This is a genomic window from Providencia sp. TYF-12 (genome assembly GCF_041344805.1).
GTDB classification, from domain to species: Bacteria; Pseudomonadota; Gammaproteobacteria; order Enterobacterales; family Enterobacteriaceae; genus Providencia; species Providencia huashanensis.
Map to the genome: position 1 here is coordinate 181,528 of NZ_CP166833.1, position 19,576 is coordinate 201,103.

Annotated in this window: 20 protein-coding genes; 19 read left to right on the plus strand and 1 reads right to left on the minus strand. The window is 37.4% G+C overall.

The window, feature by feature from the left end; translation table 11 throughout:
* The first annotated feature begins 4 nt into the window (after window positions 1-4).
* From ABE954_RS00840 to ABE954_RS00865, 6 genes are all read left to right on the plus strand, one after another.
* Window positions 5-2,536 (plus strand): outer membrane usher protein, encoded by a 2,532-nt coding sequence (locus ABE954_RS00840; RefSeq protein ID WP_042848560.1) that lies wholly within the window; start codon window positions 5-7, stop codon window positions 2,534-2,536.
* Window positions 2,537-2,549: 13 nt separating this feature from the next.
* Window positions 2,550-3,299: a fimbria/pilus periplasmic chaperone gene (locus ABE954_RS00845; RefSeq protein WP_048605543.1), complete on the plus strand. Its 750-nt coding sequence runs from the start codon at window positions 2,550-2,552 to the stop codon at window positions 3,297-3,299.
* A gap of 8 nt (window positions 3,300-3,307) precedes the next feature.
* Window positions 3,308-3,925, plus strand: a complete 618-nt coding sequence (locus tag ABE954_RS00850) for a fimbrial protein (RefSeq protein WP_048605542.1) — start codon at window positions 3,308-3,310, stop codon at window positions 3,923-3,925.
* 39 nt (window positions 3,926-3,964) lie between these two features.
* A complete protein-coding gene (locus ABE954_RS00855) occupies window positions 3,965-4,531 on the plus strand; it encodes a fimbrial protein (RefSeq protein WP_129467243.1) in 567 nt (188 codons plus the stop codon).
* Window positions 4,532-4,544: 13 nt separating this feature from the next.
* Complete coding sequence (locus tag ABE954_RS00860; RefSeq protein ID WP_225833140.1) at window positions 4,545-5,546, plus strand: fimbrial protein; 1,002 nt, start codon at window positions 4,545-4,547, stop codon at window positions 5,544-5,546.
* Window positions 5,547-5,827: 281 nt separating this feature from the next.
* The gene (locus tag ABE954_RS00865) at window positions 5,828-6,367 is read left to right on the plus strand and encodes a DUF2058 domain-containing protein (protein ID WP_042848556.1); all 540 of its coding nucleotides are present in this window, start codon (window positions 5,828-5,830) and stop codon (window positions 6,365-6,367) included.
* A 48-nt stretch (window positions 6,368-6,415) separates the two neighbouring features.
* On the opposite strand, the gene ABE954_RS00870 is transcribed toward ABE954_RS00865, so the two are convergent.
* A complete protein-coding gene (locus ABE954_RS00870) occupies window positions 6,416-7,114 on the minus strand; it encodes an RluA family pseudouridine synthase (protein ID WP_042848555.1) in 699 nt (232 codons plus the stop codon).
* A gap of 183 nt (window positions 7,115-7,297) precedes the next feature.
* Here ABE954_RS00870 and ABE954_RS00875 point away from each other — a divergent pair, with 183 nt between their 5' ends.
* From ABE954_RS00875 to ABE954_RS00935, 13 genes are all read left to right on the plus strand, one after another.
* On the plus strand, window positions 7,298-7,780 hold the full coding sequence (locus tag ABE954_RS00875) for a cold-shock protein (RefSeq protein WP_042848554.1): 483 nt from the start codon (window positions 7,298-7,300) through the stop codon (window positions 7,778-7,780).
* 1,036 nt (window positions 7,781-8,816) lie between these two features.
* Window positions 8,817-9,362 carry a fimbrial protein gene (locus ABE954_RS00880; protein WP_166696568.1) on the plus strand — a complete coding sequence of 182 codons (546 nt, stop codon included), beginning with the start codon at window positions 8,817-8,819 and terminating at the stop codon, window positions 9,360-9,362.
* A 77-nt stretch (window positions 9,363-9,439) separates the two neighbouring features.
* On the plus strand, window positions 9,440-9,745 hold the full coding sequence (locus ABE954_RS00885; protein WP_371025699.1) for a molecular chaperone: 306 nt from the start codon (window positions 9,440-9,442) through the stop codon (window positions 9,743-9,745).
* A gap of 4 nt (window positions 9,746-9,749) precedes the next feature.
* Window positions 9,750-10,118: a molecular chaperone gene (locus tag ABE954_RS00890; RefSeq protein WP_369099170.1), complete on the plus strand. Its 369-nt coding sequence runs from the start codon at window positions 9,750-9,752 to the stop codon at window positions 10,116-10,118.
* On the plus strand, window positions 10,093-10,656 hold the full coding sequence (locus tag ABE954_RS00895; protein ID WP_042848884.1) for a hypothetical protein: 564 nt from the start codon (window positions 10,093-10,095) through the stop codon (window positions 10,654-10,656). The genes ABE954_RS00890 and ABE954_RS00895 overlap by 26 nt, the downstream gene beginning before the upstream one ends.
* Before the next feature lie 5 nt (window positions 10,657-10,661).
* Window positions 10,662-11,207, plus strand: a complete 546-nt coding sequence (locus ABE954_RS00900) for a fimbrial protein (protein WP_042848885.1) — start codon at window positions 10,662-10,664, stop codon at window positions 11,205-11,207.
* Window positions 11,208-11,226: 19 nt separating this feature from the next.
* Window positions 11,227-11,946 carry a molecular chaperone gene (locus ABE954_RS00905; RefSeq protein ID WP_042848886.1) on the plus strand — a complete coding sequence of 240 codons (720 nt, stop codon included), beginning with the start codon at window positions 11,227-11,229 and terminating at the stop codon, window positions 11,944-11,946.
* Window positions 11,939-12,688, plus strand: a complete 750-nt coding sequence (locus ABE954_RS00910; protein WP_166687530.1) for a molecular chaperone — start codon at window positions 11,939-11,941, stop codon at window positions 12,686-12,688. Before ABE954_RS00905 ends, ABE954_RS00910 begins: the two co-directional genes overlap by 8 nt.
* A 58-nt stretch (window positions 12,689-12,746) precedes the next feature.
* Window positions 12,747-14,417 (plus strand): fimbria/pilus outer membrane usher protein, encoded by a 1,671-nt coding sequence (locus tag ABE954_RS00915; protein WP_371025700.1) that lies wholly within the window; start codon window positions 12,747-12,749, stop codon window positions 14,415-14,417.
* Window positions 14,402-15,304, plus strand: coding sequence for a fimbria/pilus outer membrane usher protein (locus ABE954_RS00920; protein ID WP_371025890.1), 903 nt, complete (start codon window positions 14,402-14,404; stop codon window positions 15,302-15,304). The genes ABE954_RS00915 and ABE954_RS00920 overlap by 16 nt, the downstream gene beginning before the upstream one ends.
* Before the next feature lie 271 nt (window positions 15,305-15,575).
* Window positions 15,576-16,316 carry a MurR/RpiR family transcriptional regulator gene (locus ABE954_RS00925; RefSeq protein ID WP_042843313.1) on the plus strand — a complete coding sequence of 247 codons (741 nt, stop codon included), beginning with the start codon at window positions 15,576-15,578 and terminating at the stop codon, window positions 16,314-16,316.
* 180 nt (window positions 16,317-16,496) lie between these two features.
* The gene (locus ABE954_RS00930) at window positions 16,497-18,053 is read left to right on the plus strand and encodes a PTS transporter subunit EIIC (protein ID WP_042843314.1); all 1,557 of its coding nucleotides are present in this window, start codon (window positions 16,497-16,499) and stop codon (window positions 18,051-18,053) included.
* 14 nt (window positions 18,054-18,067) lie between these two features.
* Window positions 18,068-19,438, plus strand: coding sequence for an adenylosuccinate lyase family protein (locus ABE954_RS00935; RefSeq protein WP_042843315.1), 1,371 nt, complete (start codon window positions 18,068-18,070; stop codon window positions 19,436-19,438).
* The last annotated feature ends 138 nt before the right edge of the window (window positions 19,439-19,576 follow it).

The following is a 19,576-nucleotide window of genomic DNA, read 5'->3' on the forward strand; positions in this document are numbered from 1 at the left end:
AGGGATGTTTTTTATGTTTTTTAAACAACACAAAATAAATATAATAACGACAACGATAATGATTACATTTGGAACATTATCCGCTCAGTTATATGCTGCTGATACTATACAATTTAATACGGCGTTATTTGATTTAGAAGACAAAAAAAACATTGATATTAAGCAATTTTCACGTGCAGGCTATATTATGCCTGGCACCTATCCCCTCAAAGTACAAGTCAATAAAGAAACTTTACCTGAGCAACGGTTTTCATTCTATGCGCCAGAGAATGACCCTGAAGATAGCCTCGTTTGTATCACACCAGAACAAGTCCAACAGCTAGGGTTAACAGCCAGTTCGTTGAAGCAAATTACGTGGTGGCATAATAATGAGTGTCTTGATTTATCCAGCTTACCCGGCTTTCAAGCTCGAGGGGATTTATCTGACTCAACATTGTATCTGAGTATACCTCAAGCCTACCTTGAATATAGAACAGCTAATTGGGACCCGCCCTCTCTGTGGGATGAAGGGGTTTCAGGGGCTATTTTAGACTACAATATAAACGCAAGAGCGAATAAGCCTCATGATAACAATAGCAACTATAATGTGACAGCAAATGGTGTCGCAGGTGTGAACCTTGGTGCATGGCGTTTCAGGGGAGATTGGCAGGGACGTGCTCAACGAGAAAATGGCTCGAACAGTAAAAATGAGCATGATTTTCAATGGAGCCGACTATACGCCTATAAAGCGTTAACCAGTATTAAAGCGAAATTGACCTTAGGTGAGGACTATTTTAACACGGATTTATTCGACAGTTTTCGATTTACAGGTATTGGCTTACGCTCTGATATCTTAATGTTGCCGCCTAATTTACGTGGCTATGCACCTGAAATAACGGGTGTTGCGACGACAAATGCGACGGTGATTGTTAGCCAACAAGGGCGGATTATTTATCAAGAACAAGTCGCTGCGGGTCCTTTCCGTATCCAAAATTTAAGTGATGCGACGACGGGAAAACTGGATGTTCGAATCGAAGAGCAGGATGGTTCGGTTCAAGAATATCAGGTTGAAACAGCCAATATCCCTTATTTAACTCGACCAGGTAGTATTCGATATAAATTAGCGATGGGTCGTCCAACGGATATGGATCATCATGTCAATGGAGATACATTTGCGAGTGGTGAAATGTCGTGGGGTGTCACTAATGGTTGGTCATTGCTTGCAGGCTCATTAAATAGCCAAGACTATAATGCATTCAACGTGGGTGTAGGCCGAGACTTACTGGCATTTGGTGCCTTATCTTTCGATATTACGCATTCAATTGCAAATATTCCTAATGATAAAAAACTCACGGGTAATTCTTATCGAATAAACTATTCAAAACGTTTTGATGACTATGATAGCCAAGTTCAATTCGCGGGTTACCGATTCTCAGAACGCAGCTTTATGACTGTAACCGATTTTTTAACGGCTAAAGATTCAGGTGAGCGTCAAGGTAGTAATAAAGAAATGTATGTAATTTCTTTAAATAAAAACTTTAGGGAATCGAGAATTACAGCTTATTTAAACTACTCGCACCAGACTTATTGGGATAAGCCAGAAAGTAATCGCTACAATTTAATGGTGACAAAAACCTTAGATTGGGGAAGCCTGAAGAACATTAATATTTCGTTATCGGCTTATCGCAATAAATATAATGAAACAAATGATGATGGCCTGTATATCTCAGCGTCAATGCCTTGGGGAAATGGTGCAAATATTGGTTATTCATTGCAAGCAACACGTGATGATACCGTTAATCGAGCAACCTATTATGACAAATTGTCCGATAGAACCAATTATCAAGTTAGTGCAGGTTCGACCAACAAAGGTGGAACCGCAAGCACCTATATTACCCATTATGGTGATAATACTAAGTTAACTGCAAATGCCAGCTATATTCACAATAATTACACGTCATTTGGGGTAGGGGCACAAGGCGGGTTTACCATGACTTTAAATGGTGCGGATGCTCACCGAGTCTCAAATATTGGCGGAACTCGTTTACTGATTGACACCGATGGTGTGGCTAAGATCCCTGTATCAGACCGAGGTATCCCTATTGCATCAAATGCATTTGGTAAAGTGGTTGTTCCTGACTTAAATAGTTACTACCGCAGTAAAGTTAAAGTTGATTTAAACGCATTACCGAATAATGCCGAAGTAACGGATTCTATTGTTCAAGCGACATTAACAGAAGGTGCGATTGGCTATCGCAAATTTAATGTACTGTCTGGTGAAAAGATGATGCTTTCAATGCGTATGTCTGACGGTTCTGCACCACCATTTGGTGCTCAGATTACGAATTTGAAAGGAAAAGAAACGGGAATAGTCACCGATAATGGATATGCCTATGTTAGTGGTATCAACCCAAATGAAGTCATGATTATTCATTGGGGTGGCGAAGCACAATGTGAAATTAATTTTCCAGAAAATTTAGAAACAATTCATCAAGGATTATTTATTCCTTGTAAACCATTATCAAATAAACGTAATGAAGCAGATAATAATCTGTAGATGAGTGATTGCTATGAAAAAATTAACTAATTTATATATCAGTACTATTTTACTAAGTTGTTTAGTTAGCGGAAGCGCATTCTCGGCAATTGCTTTAGATAGAACCCGAGTTATTTTTAATGGCGATCAAAAAAGCGTTTCAATTACTATTACTAATAAAAATAATCAACTGCCTTATTTGGCTCAAGGGTGGGTTGAAAATATTCAAGGGGTAAAAATTACTTCACCGTTTGCAGTATTACCTCCGGTGCAAAGAGTTGAACCCGAAAAATCAAGCCAAGTCCGTATTGAAGCGCTCCCTGAAATTAGTCAGTTACCTCAGGACAGAGAAAGTGTTTATTACTTTAATTTAAGGGAGATCCCACCAAAAAGTGATAAGCCGAATGTTTTGCAATTGGCGTTACAAAGCAAAATTAAATTATTTTATCGCCCTAAAAGTATCATGCTAAGTGAAACAGAAATGCTGAATAACCCTTGGCAAGAAAAAACACAGCTTATTAAGCAAGGTGACCAATATATCATTAAAAATCCAACTCCCTTTTATATCACGATTATTGGTGCAGCTGAACGTAAAGATTCACCAGTAAATCAGAATTTTAAGGCAGTTATGGTTGCACCATTTAGTGAAGAAAAATTAGGGGTTCCAAGTTCTACTGTGGGATCAAACCCAGTATTGACCTATATAAATGATTATGGTGGCCGACCAAAACTTCAATTTAAATGCCAAGCAAACACATGTCAGGTTGTTCCTGAAAATAAATAGAGAGGAAAATGATGATTAATCAAAAAAGCTTTTCCCTACTCTTTGGATTATCTCTCATATTTCATTCATCTGTTATATATGCGGCATCAAATAATGCCTTTTATAACACGACAGGAAATTGGGATGTTGAAGGTGCAAATGGCAAAATTTTCGTTTATGGCTCGTTAACGGAAAGCGCCTGCCATTTATCGATGGATTCTGCATTTCAATCTGTTGATTTAGGTAACATTGAAACGGCATCATTAAAAACAATTGGGGCTCAAGGCCACAAGACACCGATAAACATCGAATTATTGGATTGTATCGAAACCCCAACTGTTTTGCGAAACAATAAATCAGGTAATGTTACATGGAGTATTTCTCAGCCTGGCATGAAAATTAGGTTTATCACGCCAGTTGTTCCTTTTAGGCCGAACATAGCGAAAGTTGAAGGTGTGAATGGACTTGGATTACAGATAACTAATCCTAAAGGGAAAGAAATTGCTTTTGGTGAGTATAGTGAACCTGAGCTTATTTCTACGGGGCAAAATATTTTAACTTATTATGTAGCACCCGTAAGAATTGCAGAGAAATTACAAGCAGGGGCTTATCGAAGTGTTATTTCTTTTCAAATAACGTATGAATAATCTTAATAGATTGTCTGATATAGCATTGAAGGTATTTATATGAATAACTTAAATTTCAATTTTTATAAATTTAAAAAAATAATACTCTCCATGCTATTTAGTTTGTTATTTTTTTCGTTACCGAGCCATGCCAAAAATGGCCAAATAGGTGAAATTAAAATACGAGGGCAGCTTGTCGCTGAAGCTTGTACAGTAAGGCCTGGTGATGAAAATATCATTGTGGACTTTGGTACTATCGTTAATAAGTACCTTTATATTAACCAAAAAACGCCACTTGAAAATTTTAATATTCATTTAGATGATTGTGATAATAGTATTTTTAAAACGGTGACCGTTAAATTTACAGGAAGCGAAAATACTCATTTACCTGGCCTTCTTGCATTAGACTCTGGCAGCATGGCTTCGGGGATCGGAATTGAAATCTTAGAATATAGTGGTAAAAAAATTCCCATTAATAGTACGACATCTGCATACAATCTAGAGAATGGTACGAATATTTTAAGTTTTAATGCAAATGTACAAGGGGAACCTGACGCAATAAAAAATAAAAGTATTGCGTTTGGCCATTTTACTGCAACCGCTGTTTTTAGTTTAATTTATGATTAAGGTATCAGTAACAATGAAGATATTAATATTACTTCTCGCAACCTTATTATTTTCTCCGGCCATTTTTGCATTCCAGTGTAAAACTAATGGGGGACAAGAAGTTGGTGGGGGAACGCAAAGCATTTATGATGTTCCTCTCGATAATGATATTTTTGCTGTACCTAATCGTATAAATGAATTCGCGGATGTGAGTGATTTTATGACCTGCCGTAATGAAGCCCCCAATGCTTATGTCGATTATTTAAATGTGACTGGTGCTGACCTTGGCCCTGTATTTAAGAATAACCCTGAATTAAAAGCGGGTGTCGTCGTGCGCGGTGCTTATTATTTAGCACCATTTAGCGGTAAAGAAATTCAAGTATTTCGTTTAACTACAGCAAGTGAACCTTTACAAATTAAATTATATTTACAGGTAAATGTTAAACCAACGCCATCAGTATTGGTTAGAAAAGGCGATTTGCTGATGACATTAGATCTCCATAAATATGCGACATTTGTAAATAGTAATCAGCATATTGACCACGCTTATTTTAAATGGAATTTTTATGCAGGTAACGACGTGGTTGTTGGAACAGGTACATGTGATATTAATGATAACCAAATCATCATTGTTGATTTTGAAACAGTAAATGCATCGGGTATTTCAACGGTGGGGAGTGCAAGCCGTTTTCAACGTAACGCAGAAATCACTTATAGTTGCGAAGATAATAATCTGACAGCGCCAATAAAGATGATTATTAGCGGAGAAACGTCGACTTTTTCATCTGATGCTTTACTTGTTAGAACTGGAGATATTGGTAGCCAAGGTCCTATTATGCCTGGATTGGGTGTTGAGATTTATCATCAAGGGCAAAGAGTTTCCCCTATGAATGGGCACTTCGATTCAAAAATAGAAAATGGGCATGGTAGAGATACATTAATGTTTACGCTAGTTAAAAAACCTAATTTATCTCCAAATGAATTGATAGAAGGCCAGTTTAGTTCAGCAGCGACCATTATTATGTCCACTCCGTAGCAATTAAAGTAGAGAGGTTTTTATGTTGATGAAAGCCTCTAACTTTTCTCGTCAACTCCCTATGGTTACTGAGTAAATTGTGTGTATAAGAAAATAATTTTTTATAGACACATTTTGGATTAGACAAAATAAGTTAAATACACCAAATTTTGAATTGTCATCGTTATTATATTTTCTTAAATATCATCACATAATTTCTCTATCAATGAAGCTCAAAACCTATCAGGTCTCAGCAGCTACAGGTATAATCACATAATTATCTGATAGATTTAGAGGCAAAGATGGCAAAACTTACCTTACAAGAGCAAATGTTAAAAGCGGGATTGGTGACAAGCAAGAAAATGGCCAAAGTCCAAAGAACAACAAAAAAGTCACGGGTCCAAGCTCGCGAAGCCAGAGAGGCTGTTGAGGAAAATAAAAAGGCACAACTAGAGCGTGATAAACAGCTAAATGAGCAACAGAAACAAGCGTTGTTAGCAAAAGAATATAAGGCGCAAGTGAAACAATTGATTGAAATGAATAGGATTAATATTGCAAAGGGCGATATTAACTTTAATTTCACAGATAATAATGTAATAAAACAAATCGTTGTAGATAAAACCACTCAGACTCAGCTGATTAATGGTCGTCTCGCAATTGCACGCTTACTAATTGATAACACGGATGTATGTGAATATGCCATTATTCCTGCGAGTGTAGCCGATAAAATCATACAAAGAGAGGCAGATTGCATTGTATTAAACAATGCATTAAGCCAAGAGCAGCAAGATGAAGACGACCCATATGCTGACTTTAAGGTGCCCGATGATTTGATGTGGTAATACTTTTCCATGTTTTAAGTTGCCACATTAGTATGATTTAACTGCTTTTTAAAAGGGGCTCGTGCTGTATGCTTTGACCCGTTCCTTGCTAATTGGGTGGATAAAATGCAGTTCACTCGCATGCAACATTAAGCGCAGAGCATGTTCTGTATTGGCAAGTAGGCAGCCACCATATAAGTCACACCCTAAAATAGGGTGGCCTAATAGTTGGCAGTGAATACGGAGTTGATGGGTTCGGCCCGTTTCGGGGGTTAATAGTACTCGAGTTAATGGCAATGTTGCTCCATTGTCGAGTGTGTGAGTCAAGCGTTCGATAACTTGATAAGCCGACCGCGCGGGCTTGCCTTGGTGTTCACAAATGGACATTCGAGGGAAAAGCTCAGGCTTTTTGGCGATTGCGGCGTCTATTACTCCATGGTTATTATTTAAGTGCCCACAAAGGAGTGCATGGTATTTTTTCGTCACGGATCTTTGGCTAAATTGCTGATTAAGTGCCGCGTTTATCTGTTTATTTCGTGCTACAACCATTAACCCCGAGGTGCCAAAATCGAGGCGGTGCACTAAGGTGCAATTTGGAAATATTTGCGCTAAGCGGTAGTGCACAGAATCTAAGTTTTGTGGGTTTTTTCCTGAAAGGCTTAGCAAACCACTTGGTTTATTAATAAGAACAAGGTACTCATCCTGATAGACAATTTCTATCTTATCGTGACAGGGCGGCGCAATAAAGGTGTCGATGATTTCAGTCATTAGCCTTTCCAACAAAAAATAGCGGTTGATAATAACCAATTTTTAGTCGGCAGGCGAATGCTTGCCACTTGCATCACGTAAATTTATCACTCAGACTAAAAGCAAAGCCGTAGTTTACACATGTATTGTGCTCTATACTGCGCATTGTAAAAACTGAGTCAATAAATGATTAACTAGGTGGTAATGGCAATGAATGGAACAATCACAACATGGTTTGAAGATAAAGGTTTTGGATTTATCAAAGATGAAAATGGCGATAACCGTTATTTTCATGTGGTTAAAGTTGCCAATCCTGACTTAATTAAGAAAGATGCTTTAGTGACTTTTGAACCTACCACGAATACAAAAGGGTTATCTGCTTATTCGGTAAAAGTTATACCTGAGAGCAAATATGTATATATTGCGGGTGAGCGCATTAAAATAACCTCCATCAAGTCTTATCGAGTTTATAGCGAGGAAGTCCCTGCGGATACCCGTATTGATAAAGAAAATACTGTGTTATCTGTCGGTGCATTGATGAATAGTATCAAGCCAAAATCTGCTACTCAGCCGGGTGAAATGCGTTCACTAAAAAAATTGGATATTCATACGTTACATGGTACGACGTTAACTTTCTCTGAAGATGAAATTGACATAGATGACGCAGTAAAACTCCTCAAGTTTTAATTGTTCGGTTAACTCTATATTTAAAAATTGATTTTATCATCAAAGAGCCGTGAATTACGGCTCTTTTGTTTAAGCATTATCAACTGACCTTCCACCTTCTATATAGTATGTCATATCTCACCTCTCCCTTCTTTTAGTTAAATAGCTAAAATTGTCTTTATTTAGTACGTCGGAGGGTATTGGCCGAAAGTTCGAAGAGCGCTAAAAAATTTATCAACCTGAGAAGCCAGTTAAGCAGGTGGGTTCTTAAGGAGTAGGCTTGTTTGGATCACCGATAAAATAGGTGGCAAAGCTATCAGAGTGCTTATCTAGTATGAATATCTTTAGATTGAATGACAGAATAAAGAATTTATACGTTGAATCTTAAATGCATCAGAGTATTCTTAAGTTATTAAATGATGCTTGATTTAATAACAAGCGGATGGATGAGTATTAAAAATGATCAAGATTAATTTAAGTGTTAATAGAAAATCAATAAAAGGTATTTTTATCACACCTCGTAGTTATTCGTAACATTTAGCCTGCATACGCATCTCATGTGTTATTTTTAGCGACAAATTATGTATAAATATTAATTTTAGTATTTGTGTCTAAATAAACTCAACAATGAACGCACTCTTGGCATATAACACTGAAATGCCACTCGAAATATTAGTTAAGCTACATATAAAAAACATAACCTATTGATATTAATTGAAAATAACAATTTGAAAACTATTTAAAAACCATAAAAATGGATTTCCCACCGGTTTGACAACCTATATGAGTAGAATTAATATTATCCACGAACTCTGGTAGACAAGAGTTAATTAAATAGACATAAAGATATTTTAAAGTTAAGTTTTTACTTATAAGCTAGTTTAATTTTTATTAAATGGCCGAATAAATATATTTATTTGTTTGGGTTTAATAATGAGATAAATCATATTAAATCTACATTAATAAAATAAAAACTTAATCTGTAATTCTAAAATTTATATACCCATTAATTTAATCTTTAAATTAAGACGTTTTCACATACTTAGGAATGATTATTATGAAATTGAATAAACTTGCTTTAGTTGGTGCATTCGCGGTTGCTACTCTTTCTTCTCAAGCTTTTGCTGCACAAGATGCAACTGTTAACTTTAATGCACGTTTAGTTGCTGCAACTTGTGATATCAGCGCTTCTAAAGATTTAGTTAGCTTAGGTACACACTCAACTGAAAACCTAGACACTACTAAAGCATTATCTGAAGCAAACTTTAACTTAGTTTTAAATAACTGTACTAAAGTTTATGACGATTCTGCAAACCAAACTGCTGATGCAACGACTGTTTCTATCTTAGCAACTGGTGAAGCATTAACTGGTCACTCAGATATGTTTGCTGACGCTCAAGCATCACAAATCGGTGTTAAATTAGCTGCTGGTAAAGCAAAAACTGAAGTTAAACCTAACATCGCAACTGAAATTACTGACCTGAAAGTAACCGGTAAAAATGACTACGTCATCCCAGTTGTTGCTGGTCTGTACGCAACGGCTTCTGATGCTGTCGCACAAAACTTAAATGTGCCAGTAACATTCAGCGTAGCATACGACTAATCACCGTCGTGCGTTAATTTAGCTAGTAAAGCAGGCAGTAATTTATTGCTGCCTGCAAATTATAAGAGAAAAAAAGAATGCTAAAATTAAAATCCTTACTTTTTATCTTATTTGCTTTTTCGTTTTCTTCTCAAGCGGGTGTCGGTTTAAGTCAAACGCGTATTGTTATTGATGAAGCAACAAACTCTGCTGCAATTACTGCACGAAATGAAGACAGTAAATCGTATTTAGTCGCCAGTTTTATTACACAAAAATTAGACAGCAAAACACCTTCTGAAGGTTACTTTGTCATTACACCTTCTATTTTTAAATTAGCGCCAAAACAACGTAATATTATTAAAATAAAAGCGCTCACACACAAGTTTCCAAAAGATCGATCGTGAAAGTATGTATTACTTTCACTCAAGAAATGTCCCTGAATCCGATAAAGCGGATGGGGTAAAAGTCGGGTTAGAAAGTGTTATTAAAATTTTCTATCGACCGGCTAATCTGCCGATGCAGCAAGAAGAAGCATTTAAAGGCATCAAAACTAAAAGTACCTCCAATGGCGTTAAGGTAGTCAATAACTCGCCTTACTATATCAATTTGGCTGGTTTATCTGTTAATAACAAAGCGATTAAGCTTAATAAACAAAATAATGTTATTGCCCCATTTGCTGAAATGAACTTTGTTTCTCAATCAAAAGTGGGCGCTGTTAAGTGGGCTGTTATCAACGACCTTGGAGGATACAATGAATATCATGGGACTGTTGAGTAAAGGGATATTAGCGCTAAGTGTCATTGTATTCTCAGGCTCAATTATTGCTCAGAATGGGCAAATACAGTTCAAAACCAAAATCATAAAAGGAACTTGTGAGTTTGATGATAACAGTGAGTTAGATAAATATATTGATTTTAATAAAAGTGGAATGCTAACAGCATCTGATGTTGACGAAAGCCCAATTAATCAACCGATAAAAACTGAAAGTTTTTCTTATACCATTACTTGTCAGAATTTCCCGGCAGGTACTGAAAAGAAAATTAAAATAAAATCTAAATCGGCCGCATCAACAACATTTAATAATGGTATTTTTTTTGGATTAGCAGATACAACTAAAACGGGTTTTTTACTTGAATCCTGCGACAATAACAACCAAAATTGTCAGGCGGTGAAAGATGAAGGGATTTCCACATTTCCTTCCACAACCAGCGATTCAATTGTTGTGAATTACCAAGTTAGCCTTGTCAAACGAGAGAATAACGTTAAGCCAGGCGATGCTAATGCTGCGGTTACTTTTGAATATTATCAGGATTAAGAGCCATGAAAAAAATAAAACAGGGGTTACTGACTTTTTTAATGCTCCTCATGCATTACCCCGTGATGGCGGCAGATGATTACAAAGTAGAATACCAATTTTCTGTTTTATTTTTAGCTAAGACCTGTGAAATCGATGTCCCAAATGAAATTATATTTGGTAATGCATCTGGTGTCACAACCGTCAGTGAAATTAAAAAGGATACAGTGGCAAAGAATTTCTCGATTGGTTTAAGAAATTGTACTACGACGGATCAAAAAACGGCGGCGGTTTATTTAGCATCAGGTAATACATTAAATGGCAGCAAAAACTTCTTCAATGATGACCCAAATGGTGTCATCGGTGTTCAGTTATTAGAAGGAAATCGGGTTATTGATGTTAATCAGAGCTCATTATTAAAGCCAGATGCAGCCTCAATAATTTGGGATAATATTCAAAGTGTCAGTGAAACAAAAATGGTGACAGCCAAATTACGTTGCGCTGAAAGCAATTGTAACCCTAGCGATGGTGATTTCTCTGCAACATTAACTATTGGCTATTATGCCGATTAATAATATAGCGGAAGTTTAAATGAAAAAGATAATACAAGCCTTATTAGGCATAGTTTTTGTATCACAAGCTTCATTTGCTGCGGTTTCACTCGACCATTCAAGGGTTATCTTTACTCAGAATGATAAAAGTCAAAGTATTACAGCACATAATAGTGGTGGAAAAAAATATCTGGTACAAAGCTTAATTTTTTCAACCTTAGAAAAGGAGGGTGAGGCTAGTGAAAATTTCACAGTCATACCTCCAATTGTAACACTAAAAGAAAATTCAAATAACGCATTGAAAATCATACCAAAATCATTAGGCGATTTACCTAATGATAGAGAGTCCTTATTTTATCTCATGTCTAATTTTATTCCTGAGACACAACAAAGGAATAATGATGATAGTGATAAGGTGAACACAAGATTCAACTTATCAACAAAAATTGTAATAAAGATGTTCTACCGTCCAAATGGAATTAATGGTCATGTTAATGATTACATTAATAAACTAACAGCAACTCAGGTAGGAAAGAAAATTGTAATTAAAAACCCATCTCCTTATTACTATACCTTAGTAAATATAAAGATGGATAACATCGATTATGATAGTGATAGAGCACCAATGGTAGCCCCATTCTCAACAGTTGAATTAAATACAAATAGAAAAATATCAAAGTTAGAGTGGAGCATAATCAATGATTATGGTGGAGAAACAAAAGCAAAACCACTCATCTTAAAGGGTACTCAACATGATTAAAAATAGCGTATGGTCCTTTTGGTTTATTATTCTACTTTATCCACTAATTGCATCGGCGGATAACTCAACAGGATTTGACTTTGTACTAAAGCGTTATGTTTATAATGAAAGCAACTCAGGCGGTATTAGTGTTGATATGACTAATGCAAACCCCAATAGCTATTTAATGGAAGCTTGGGTTGCTAATATTGATGAAGCGACCTTACTTCCTAAAAGTGAAAATAAAAATGAGCAAGTTCCATTTATTATCTTACCTCCGCTAAAGAAAATGGACCCTAATACTCAAACCTCATGGAATATCCGTCGAATTAGTAATCAAATTAATAATACTGATATACCAAAAGATAGAGAAAGTTTGTATTGGATTGGGATTAGAGCTATTCCTGATGAAGGGAAAAATAAAAAAGAAAATAGCGTCCAATTGAATATTATCCCGAATTTCTATTTTAAATTAATCTATCGCCCTAAAGCGATTGAAGAACTTAAGACCGCTGAATTAGCGAAAAAAGTTAAGATAACTCGCAAAGGTAATTTATTACAGATTGAAAATCCAACCCCGTTCTATCTATCATTTGATTATTTAAAAGTGGCTGGAAATAGTATTAAAAATGAAGGTAGGGAAATAACATTAACGCCTTTTTCAACCAAAGACATTACATTACCTAATTCGAAGGCTGGAAAAATCGAATGGCGATTTACCGATGAAAATTTAATGGAGTTATCTCCTCAATCCATAGAATAAACATCGATTGAAACATAAATAACAAGAATAAATAACGAAAGGTGATGCAGTGAAAGGGATGAAAATAAAATTAATTGCATTAGAGGTCTTTATTTGTTGCTATGCAATGGCCCCCTCTTTTATGCATGCCGAATCGTATTTTGACCCCGGCCTATTAATGCACGGCAGTGGGATAGACGTTTCTCAACTCGATTTAAATGACTTTGCGGATAACAATACATTAACGCCCGGCGTCTATGACGTGGTCGTTAATGTTAACATGATCCCGTCAGGGGAATTTAATCTCGCATTTGAAAAACAGCAAGATGGTCATGTTGCCCCCGTCTTTACAGTCGGCGAACTGAAAAAACTGGGTGTTAATACGGCATCTCTGCCCAAGTTAAGAGATTTGAGTGAAGACACGAAGATTGAAAACTTATCCAGTTACATTGCCGATGCTGCCATCACCTTTGATGTACAAACGTTGACGGTGAATTTATCCGTTCCTCAAATTGCCATGGTGCCAAACTTTGCTGGCTATGTACCGCCTGAATTACGCGATGATGGTGTTACCGCGTTAGTGATGGACTATGTCTTTAACTACAGTAATAACCGCCAACTGGGCAAATATCACCAAAAAGCAGGTACCAGTGATTCTCTGTTTAGTAATATCAATGCAGGGATCAACATGGGGCCATGGCGCCTAAGAACGAGCTATTTATATAACTACAGTAAAAGCAGTGGGTCTTCCAGCACAAGTGACTCCAACTTTTCCAATACTTATATCTATCGCACCATTAATGCGATTAAATCAACGCTAAAAGCCGGGGAAATCTCGACAGGCGGGAATATTTTTGACGCCATTCCTATGAAAGGCGCCACGCTAAAATCAAACCCTCAGCTTGACCCTAGCAGCATGCAAGGGTTTGCACCTATAGTGGAAGGGGTGGCGAACACCAATGCGACTGTCACTGTGCGCCAGAACGGCAGTGTGGTCTACCAAACTTTTGTGGCGCCAGGGCGTTTTATTATTCGTGACATCCCTGCCAGCGGCTTAGCCGGGGATATGGAAGTCACGGTTGAAGAAGAAAATGGCAAACAAACTGTTTTCACTCAGGCTTATTCCTCGCTGCCAATGATGGAGCGCCAAGGCGCTTATAATTATGAAATTTCCGCGGGTCGTTACAATGGCGGAATTGCCGTGGACTCTGAGCGAAAAAACTTTACGCTTGGTTCCTTCAGCATCGGGCTACCACATAACATCACCACCTATGGTGGGGTGTTAGTTTCTAATGGGTATAACTCCTTTGTGGGTGGGGTCGGCTTATCGTTGGGTGTATTAGGGGCGTTATCTACCGATATTACCCACTCGGATGCTCGGTTTTCAGGGAAAAGCCTCAAAGGGCAATCCTATCGTATCCGTTACTCAAAAAGTTTGTTGTCAACGGGGACCTCATTTGACTTAACGGCATTACGTTATACCTCTGAGAACTTCTATTCGTTCTCAGATTACAATAATGCCGGTTATGCAATTAAAGATGACTTAGCGCCTTGGACGGGAGCGCGTCAACGTTATAGTTTCCAAACCTCAATTAACCAATCTTTTGACTCTTATGGTTCCCTTTCTTTAAGAGCGTCAAAAAATACTTATTGGGGCGGCCAAAACTCAAATACCTCGGTTGGGGGGTGTCTTATAACAATAACTATAAAGGGGTTTCTTATAGTCTCAGTTATATGGTTGACCGCGTGAAGAGCTATAACAATACTTGGCCTGAGAACCGCGTGGTTTCCTTTGATGTGTCTGTGCCGCTCAGCTTATTGACGAACAGTGAAATGGCACAAACCATGAGCGCGCGTTATGGGGTCAGTGTAGATCAGCACGGTGAAACTCGTCATCAAGCAGGGTTAACTGGTAGCGCGATGAAGAGTCGCTTTAGTTATGGTATCTACCAGAACTATGACAGTTACAATAACAACTACGGGGGAAGCCTGAATGGGACTTACTCCGCGAACAACGCAACATTATCAGCCGGTTACAGCTATTCAGATATGAGCCGCTCAATGAACGGTACCCTAAGTGGCGGTGTAGTTGCGCATTCAGATGGGGTCACATTGTCGCCAAACGTGGGGGATACGATTGCGATTATCACCGCAGAGGGGGCAAAAGGGGCGTCATTATCCTCTGGCGCGCAATTTGACCGCTTTGGGAATGCCATTATTCCTCAGTTATCCAGTAACACGGCTAACCAAATTGCGGTTAATGTGAACACATTACCGGATGATACGACCTTTAAAGACACCTCGATGATGGTATATCCAACGGAAGGGGCGGTTATTAAGCGTAAGTTTAAAACCAAAATTGGTTATCAAGCGATTATTAATCTGAAAGCCACGGGGAAAATCCCACCTTTTGGGGCGATCGCGACGTTAGTATCAGAAGACGATGAAAACGATATCAATACCGGAATTGTGGGTTCAAATGGCCAACTTTACATGAGTGGGTTACCAAATACTGGTCGTATTAACGTTAAATGGGGTGGTCAATCGGGTCAGTGTACCATTAACTATTCTGCATTAGACACGATTGCAGTTACTGCAGATTCGCCAGTAAGAACTTTAACGGCGGAATGCCAGTAGTCAGACGGGCTAAAAAGACACATTATTATTTATTTTTTACCTATTTTTTGCTTATGTTCATTCATCGATACTAAGCAAAAGATAGGTAATTTTTTTGCTTTCATTAAATTGTCGGGCTAACTCACAAAAAACTCTCTTTAACTCCCCCATCGCACTATGATCTATCGTATAATCGGCGGATTGAGCACCTACATTGATTTAATGTGACTGACTAAGTTATTTTTGGGTCAATAATATGATGGGTTAACTCATCACATTGATAGGAGGGGGTATGCTAGATTTTTTGAAAAATTACGATAATTTAACCATTAGCGAAAAGAAAGTATTAAAATATCTTACAGATAATATAGCGGATATCCCTTATTTAAATATCAATGAATTAGTTGCTAAAACCTTTGTATCAAAAACGGTAATTATTAATTTATCCCAAAAATTAGGGTTTAGTGGGTTCAAAGAGCTTAAGTTTCAAATTAACAACTCTATTTTAGAGCAAAATAAAATAGAAAAAGTAAATATATCATCGTATAAAAAACAGTTAGAAAAGAATATTAATAAGAGCTTTACCTTAATAAATGAAGAACAAATTAAGGATTGCGCTAAGATTCTGCATGGCTCTAGAAATATTTTTATTGTTGCAAGAGGGACAAGCAAAGCGGTTGGCTACTACCTTGAGCATTTACTTTTTGCACTCGGTTTACACTGCTTTTTTATCAATGACTACAATCTTTCTGATTCCTTCACTCGGTTAGTCAGCAAAGATGATACCGTGATATTTATTTCTTTATCTGGTGGGACTAAAAAAATTATTGAAACGGCTAAAATTGTTCAGTTAAAAGGGGCGAATATCATTAGTATGACTGCATTTAATACGAATGAGTTAACCACCTATACTGATAACTCGCTTTTCTGCTTTGCTGATAGTTATGACACTAAGCGCGATGACACAAAATCGAGAATTGGTTTTTTTATTCTCGTCGATTTACTGATTAATGAACTAGAAAGCTTACTTTAGTTACTGCTCCACTTAGTTTTAATTTTCACTTAACACGCTTTTAAAAAGTGTCGTTTCAAAATGACCTAGGTCATAAATCATGACCTAAGATAATCTTTAAAACCGAGACATCATTTCTTTTATAAAACCCCCGAGCTAGTATGCCTTTAATTCTAATAATAGAAGTCATAAGGAAAAAGTATGGCCAGAAGAAAGTTTGGTGAATCTGTTCAACGCTTTGGGAGAACATTACTCCTTCCGATCGGTGTTTTAGCACCTATTGGTATGATATTGGGCATCAGTGGCGCGTTAGTTCAAACCTATATGATCGCGCGTTTTCCATTCCTTGGAAATGAAACTGTTAACGCATTACTCATCAGTATTCGTTCTATTGCAGGGGTAATTTTCGATAATATTCCTCTTTTGTTCGCCATGGGGGTTGCTTATGGTATGAACCAAAGAGATAAGGGGATTGCGGTTTTTGCCTCCGTAGTCGGTTACTTGACCTTGTTGATTACCATGAATATCTGGTTAGTTCTAACAGGTAAACTTGCTGATGCAGCAATCATGAGTCAAGTGGGGCAGATAAAAGTACTTGGCATACAAACCTTAAATATCAGTGCTGCGGGGGGGATCATTACAGGGTTAATTGCATCATGGGCAACCGAAAAATACTATAACCTTGAACTACCAACCGCATTTGCATTTTTCTCAGGTAAGAAATCTGTTTCCATCATTATGATTGGCTTGATGATCATAGTTGGTGCGACACTTCCTTTCATCTGGGAAGTGTTAGTTATGGGATTAATGAAACTATCAGCCGTCTTTTTAAGCCCGGTAGGTCCGTTCTTTACTGCGGGTGGTGAGCGTTTATTTATTCCTTTTGGTTTACACCACGTTTGGAACGTATTATTTAGATTTACAGAAGCGGGTGGTACGTATGTTATTGATGGACAAACCTTTGTCGGTGTTGTTCCTGCATTAACAGAAGTCTTATTTAAACAAGGCCCTGACAGTGAATATTGGGCTATGATGCCAAGCTTGACTCGCTTTATGGCACAGCAGCAAATGTTAGTGACCTTGTTCTTGTTCCCAGCGATCGCATTAGCGATTTATAAAACATCGAAAAAAGAAAACCGTGCAGAAGTGAAATCCATGTTAGTTACGATGGTATTAACTGCGATGCTCGGAAACGTGACTGAACCACTCGAATTTACTTTCGTATTTATTGCACCTTTACTGTATTTAATTTACGCCATCATTGTAGGTATCGGCGCGGTATTACTGTCTTTGGCTGGAGTCGCTATTGGTTATATTCGAGGAACAGTATTCGATTTTACTATCTTTGGATTGCTGTACGAGCACACTAACTGGATATTCTTAGTCATCATCGGGAGCTGTTTAGCGGTTGTCACTTATTTCATCTTCTACTGGGCGATTATCAAATTTGATATTAAAACGCCAGGACGTGAAGAATCGAGTAACTTGAAAAATACATTAATTAAAGAAAAGCGTTATGGGGAAATTGCGGAAATTCTGGTTGAAGCTTTAGGCGGTAAACAAAATATTCGTAACGTAGATAACTGTATTACCCGTATGCGTATCGATGTCGCAGAAGTCAATAAAATCAATAAAGATTTAATGTTGGAATCAGGATGTACCGCATTCTTCTTTCCATCGGCAAACCATGTCCACGTTGTTTATGGACCGAAGGTTGAGTTTGTTCGCAATGCTGTTGATGAAGCAATGAAGAAATAGAGAAGGGACACAAAATGAGAGCATTATACGATTCTAAAAGTAAAACAATTGATGACCGTGGTATAAAAGATCTGCTATCTAATGAAGCGAAATATAAAACTTGGTTAATGTTTGAATCAATGTTAGCTCAAGCGCAAGCAGAGTTGGGGTTTATTCCCCAGTCTGCGGCAGATGAAATAAAAGAAAAAGCGGTTATAGAGAATATTGATTTTGAAGAAATGAACCGTATTTACCAAAAAATTGGCCATGGCTTTGTACCTTTTTTGAAGGTACTCGTGAACGCCTGCTCAGAAGAAAGTGGTAAATACATTCACTACGGTATTACTACGCAGAATATTCAGCAAAGTTCACAGCTGTATATGATGAAAACAGTACACAACAAATTTATGTTGTTGCTGAGCGAAATTATTGAGAACTTATCGAATTTAGCCGAAAGAACCAAACATATGGTCATGCCAGGAAGAACTCATGGGCGTCATGCTATTCCGATTACCTATGGCTATAAGGTTTCAGTTTGGATCAGTGATTTCATTGATTGTTATCAGCGCATGCAAGAATGTGAAAAACGCGTATTCACCATTATGATGGGAGGGGCGGTTGGTGCATTTAACTCGATGCCAGAAGTTGGCATGGCAGTGCAAAAAAGAGTCGCTGAATTAACTGGAATGGAAGCGATGGAAGTGCCATCAAGAAACCTCAGTACCCATAAATTAGAATATATGGCGAATTTGGCACTGATGGCTAACATTTGTCATAAAATCGGCGAAGAAGTTTATAGCACAACCTTAGAAGAAATAGCGGAAGTTTCTGAAGGGTTTACTAAGGGTACCGTTGGCAGTAGTACGATGCCCCATAAAATTAACCCAAAATTAGCCAAGGGAATTATTGCTAATTCGCAGAAACTTTATTCCTTACCAAGTGTAGGAATGTATTCTGCAGTAAGACCATATGAAGGGGACAGTAGTTCCTATATGTTATTCGATGGGCTAATAGAAGAAGCTTTAGAATTGACGACAGAAATTCTCTTAAGGACGGAAGAGCTGTCTAGAACCATCGTTCCTCATGAGGACAGAATGCTACATAACGTACTTAGAAATAAAGGATTAGATAATACTGAGTACGTCATGATGAAGATGGCAGAAAAATTAGGTAAAGATAAAGCTCACGCACTGTTATACGAAGAAGCGATTAAGACGGCAGCTGATGGTGAAGATTTTTATACCAACCTGACTAAAAATAGTGTGATCACCGCAGCGTTCAGTGATGACGAAATCAAAGCCATGTTGGACCCAAGATCCTATATTGGTTTATCGGTGGAAATCGCGGAAAAAGAAGCAAGGCGTGGATTGGCTATTTCGCAACAAATCAAGCAACACTATAAATAAAATCATTAGTCATTTCTAAATAAAGAGTTACCTATTTTATTAGGTAACTCTTTTTAATTATATAACAGTGCTGTTATATAATTTTATAGTTTGTGTTAATTGATATGTTTGAATATAAGAAACTTATTCATTATATAT

Bases quoted from the DNA above. Each gene is read 5' to 3' on its own strand.
- ABE954_RS00840 (WP_042848560.1), top strand. From the start codon at position 5: ATGTTTTTTATGTTTTTTAAACAACACAAAATAAATATAATAACGACA.
- ABE954_RS00845 (WP_048605543.1), top strand. From the start codon at position 2,550: ATGAAAAAATTAACTAATTTATATATCAGTACTATTTTACTAAGTTGT.
- ABE954_RS00850 (WP_048605542.1), top strand. From the start codon at position 3,308: ATGATGATTAATCAAAAAAGCTTTTCCCTACTCTTTGGATTATCTCTC.
- ABE954_RS00855 (WP_129467243.1), top strand. From the start codon at position 3,965: ATGAATAACTTAAATTTCAATTTTTATAAATTTAAAAAAATAATACTC.
- ABE954_RS00860 (WP_225833140.1), top strand. From the start codon at position 4,545: ATGAAGATATTAATATTACTTCTCGCAACCTTATTATTTTCTCCGGCC.
- ABE954_RS00865 (WP_042848556.1), top strand. From the start codon at position 5,828: ATGGCAAAACTTACCTTACAAGAGCAAATGTTAAAAGCGGGATTGGTG.
- ABE954_RS00870 (WP_042848555.1), bottom strand. From the start codon at position 7,114: ATGACTGAAATCATCGACACCTTTATTGCGCCGCCCTGTCACGATAAG.
- ABE954_RS00875 (WP_042848554.1), top strand. From the start codon at position 7,298: ATGGCAATGAATGGAACAATCACAACATGGTTTGAAGATAAAGGTTTT.
- ABE954_RS00880 (WP_166696568.1), top strand. From the start codon at position 8,817: ATGAAATTGAATAAACTTGCTTTAGTTGGTGCATTCGCGGTTGCTACT.
- ABE954_RS00885 (WP_371025699.1), top strand. From the start codon at position 9,440: ATGCTAAAATTAAAATCCTTACTTTTTATCTTATTTGCTTTTTCGTTT.
- ABE954_RS00890 (WP_369099170.1), top strand. From the start codon at position 9,750: ATGTATTACTTTCACTCAAGAAATGTCCCTGAATCCGATAAAGCGGAT.
- ABE954_RS00895 (WP_042848884.1), top strand. From the start codon at position 10,093: ATGAATATCATGGGACTGTTGAGTAAAGGGATATTAGCGCTAAGTGTC.
- ABE954_RS00900 (WP_042848885.1), top strand. From the start codon at position 10,662: ATGAAAAAAATAAAACAGGGGTTACTGACTTTTTTAATGCTCCTCATG.
- ABE954_RS00905 (WP_042848886.1), top strand. From the start codon at position 11,227: ATGAAAAAGATAATACAAGCCTTATTAGGCATAGTTTTTGTATCACAA.
- ABE954_RS00910 (WP_166687530.1), top strand. From the start codon at position 11,939: ATGATTAAAAATAGCGTATGGTCCTTTTGGTTTATTATTCTACTTTAT.
- ABE954_RS00915 (WP_371025700.1), top strand. From the start codon at position 12,747: ATGAAAATAAAATTAATTGCATTAGAGGTCTTTATTTGTTGCTATGCA.
- ABE954_RS00920 (WP_371025890.1), top strand. From the start codon at position 14,402: ATGGTTGACCGCGTGAAGAGCTATAACAATACTTGGCCTGAGAACCGC.
- ABE954_RS00925 (WP_042843313.1), top strand. From the start codon at position 15,576: ATGCTAGATTTTTTGAAAAATTACGATAATTTAACCATTAGCGAAAAG.
- ABE954_RS00930 (WP_042843314.1), top strand. From the start codon at position 16,497: ATGGCCAGAAGAAAGTTTGGTGAATCTGTTCAACGCTTTGGGAGAACA.
- ABE954_RS00935 (WP_042843315.1), top strand. From the start codon at position 18,068: ATGAGAGCATTATACGATTCTAAAAGTAAAACAATTGATGACCGTGGT.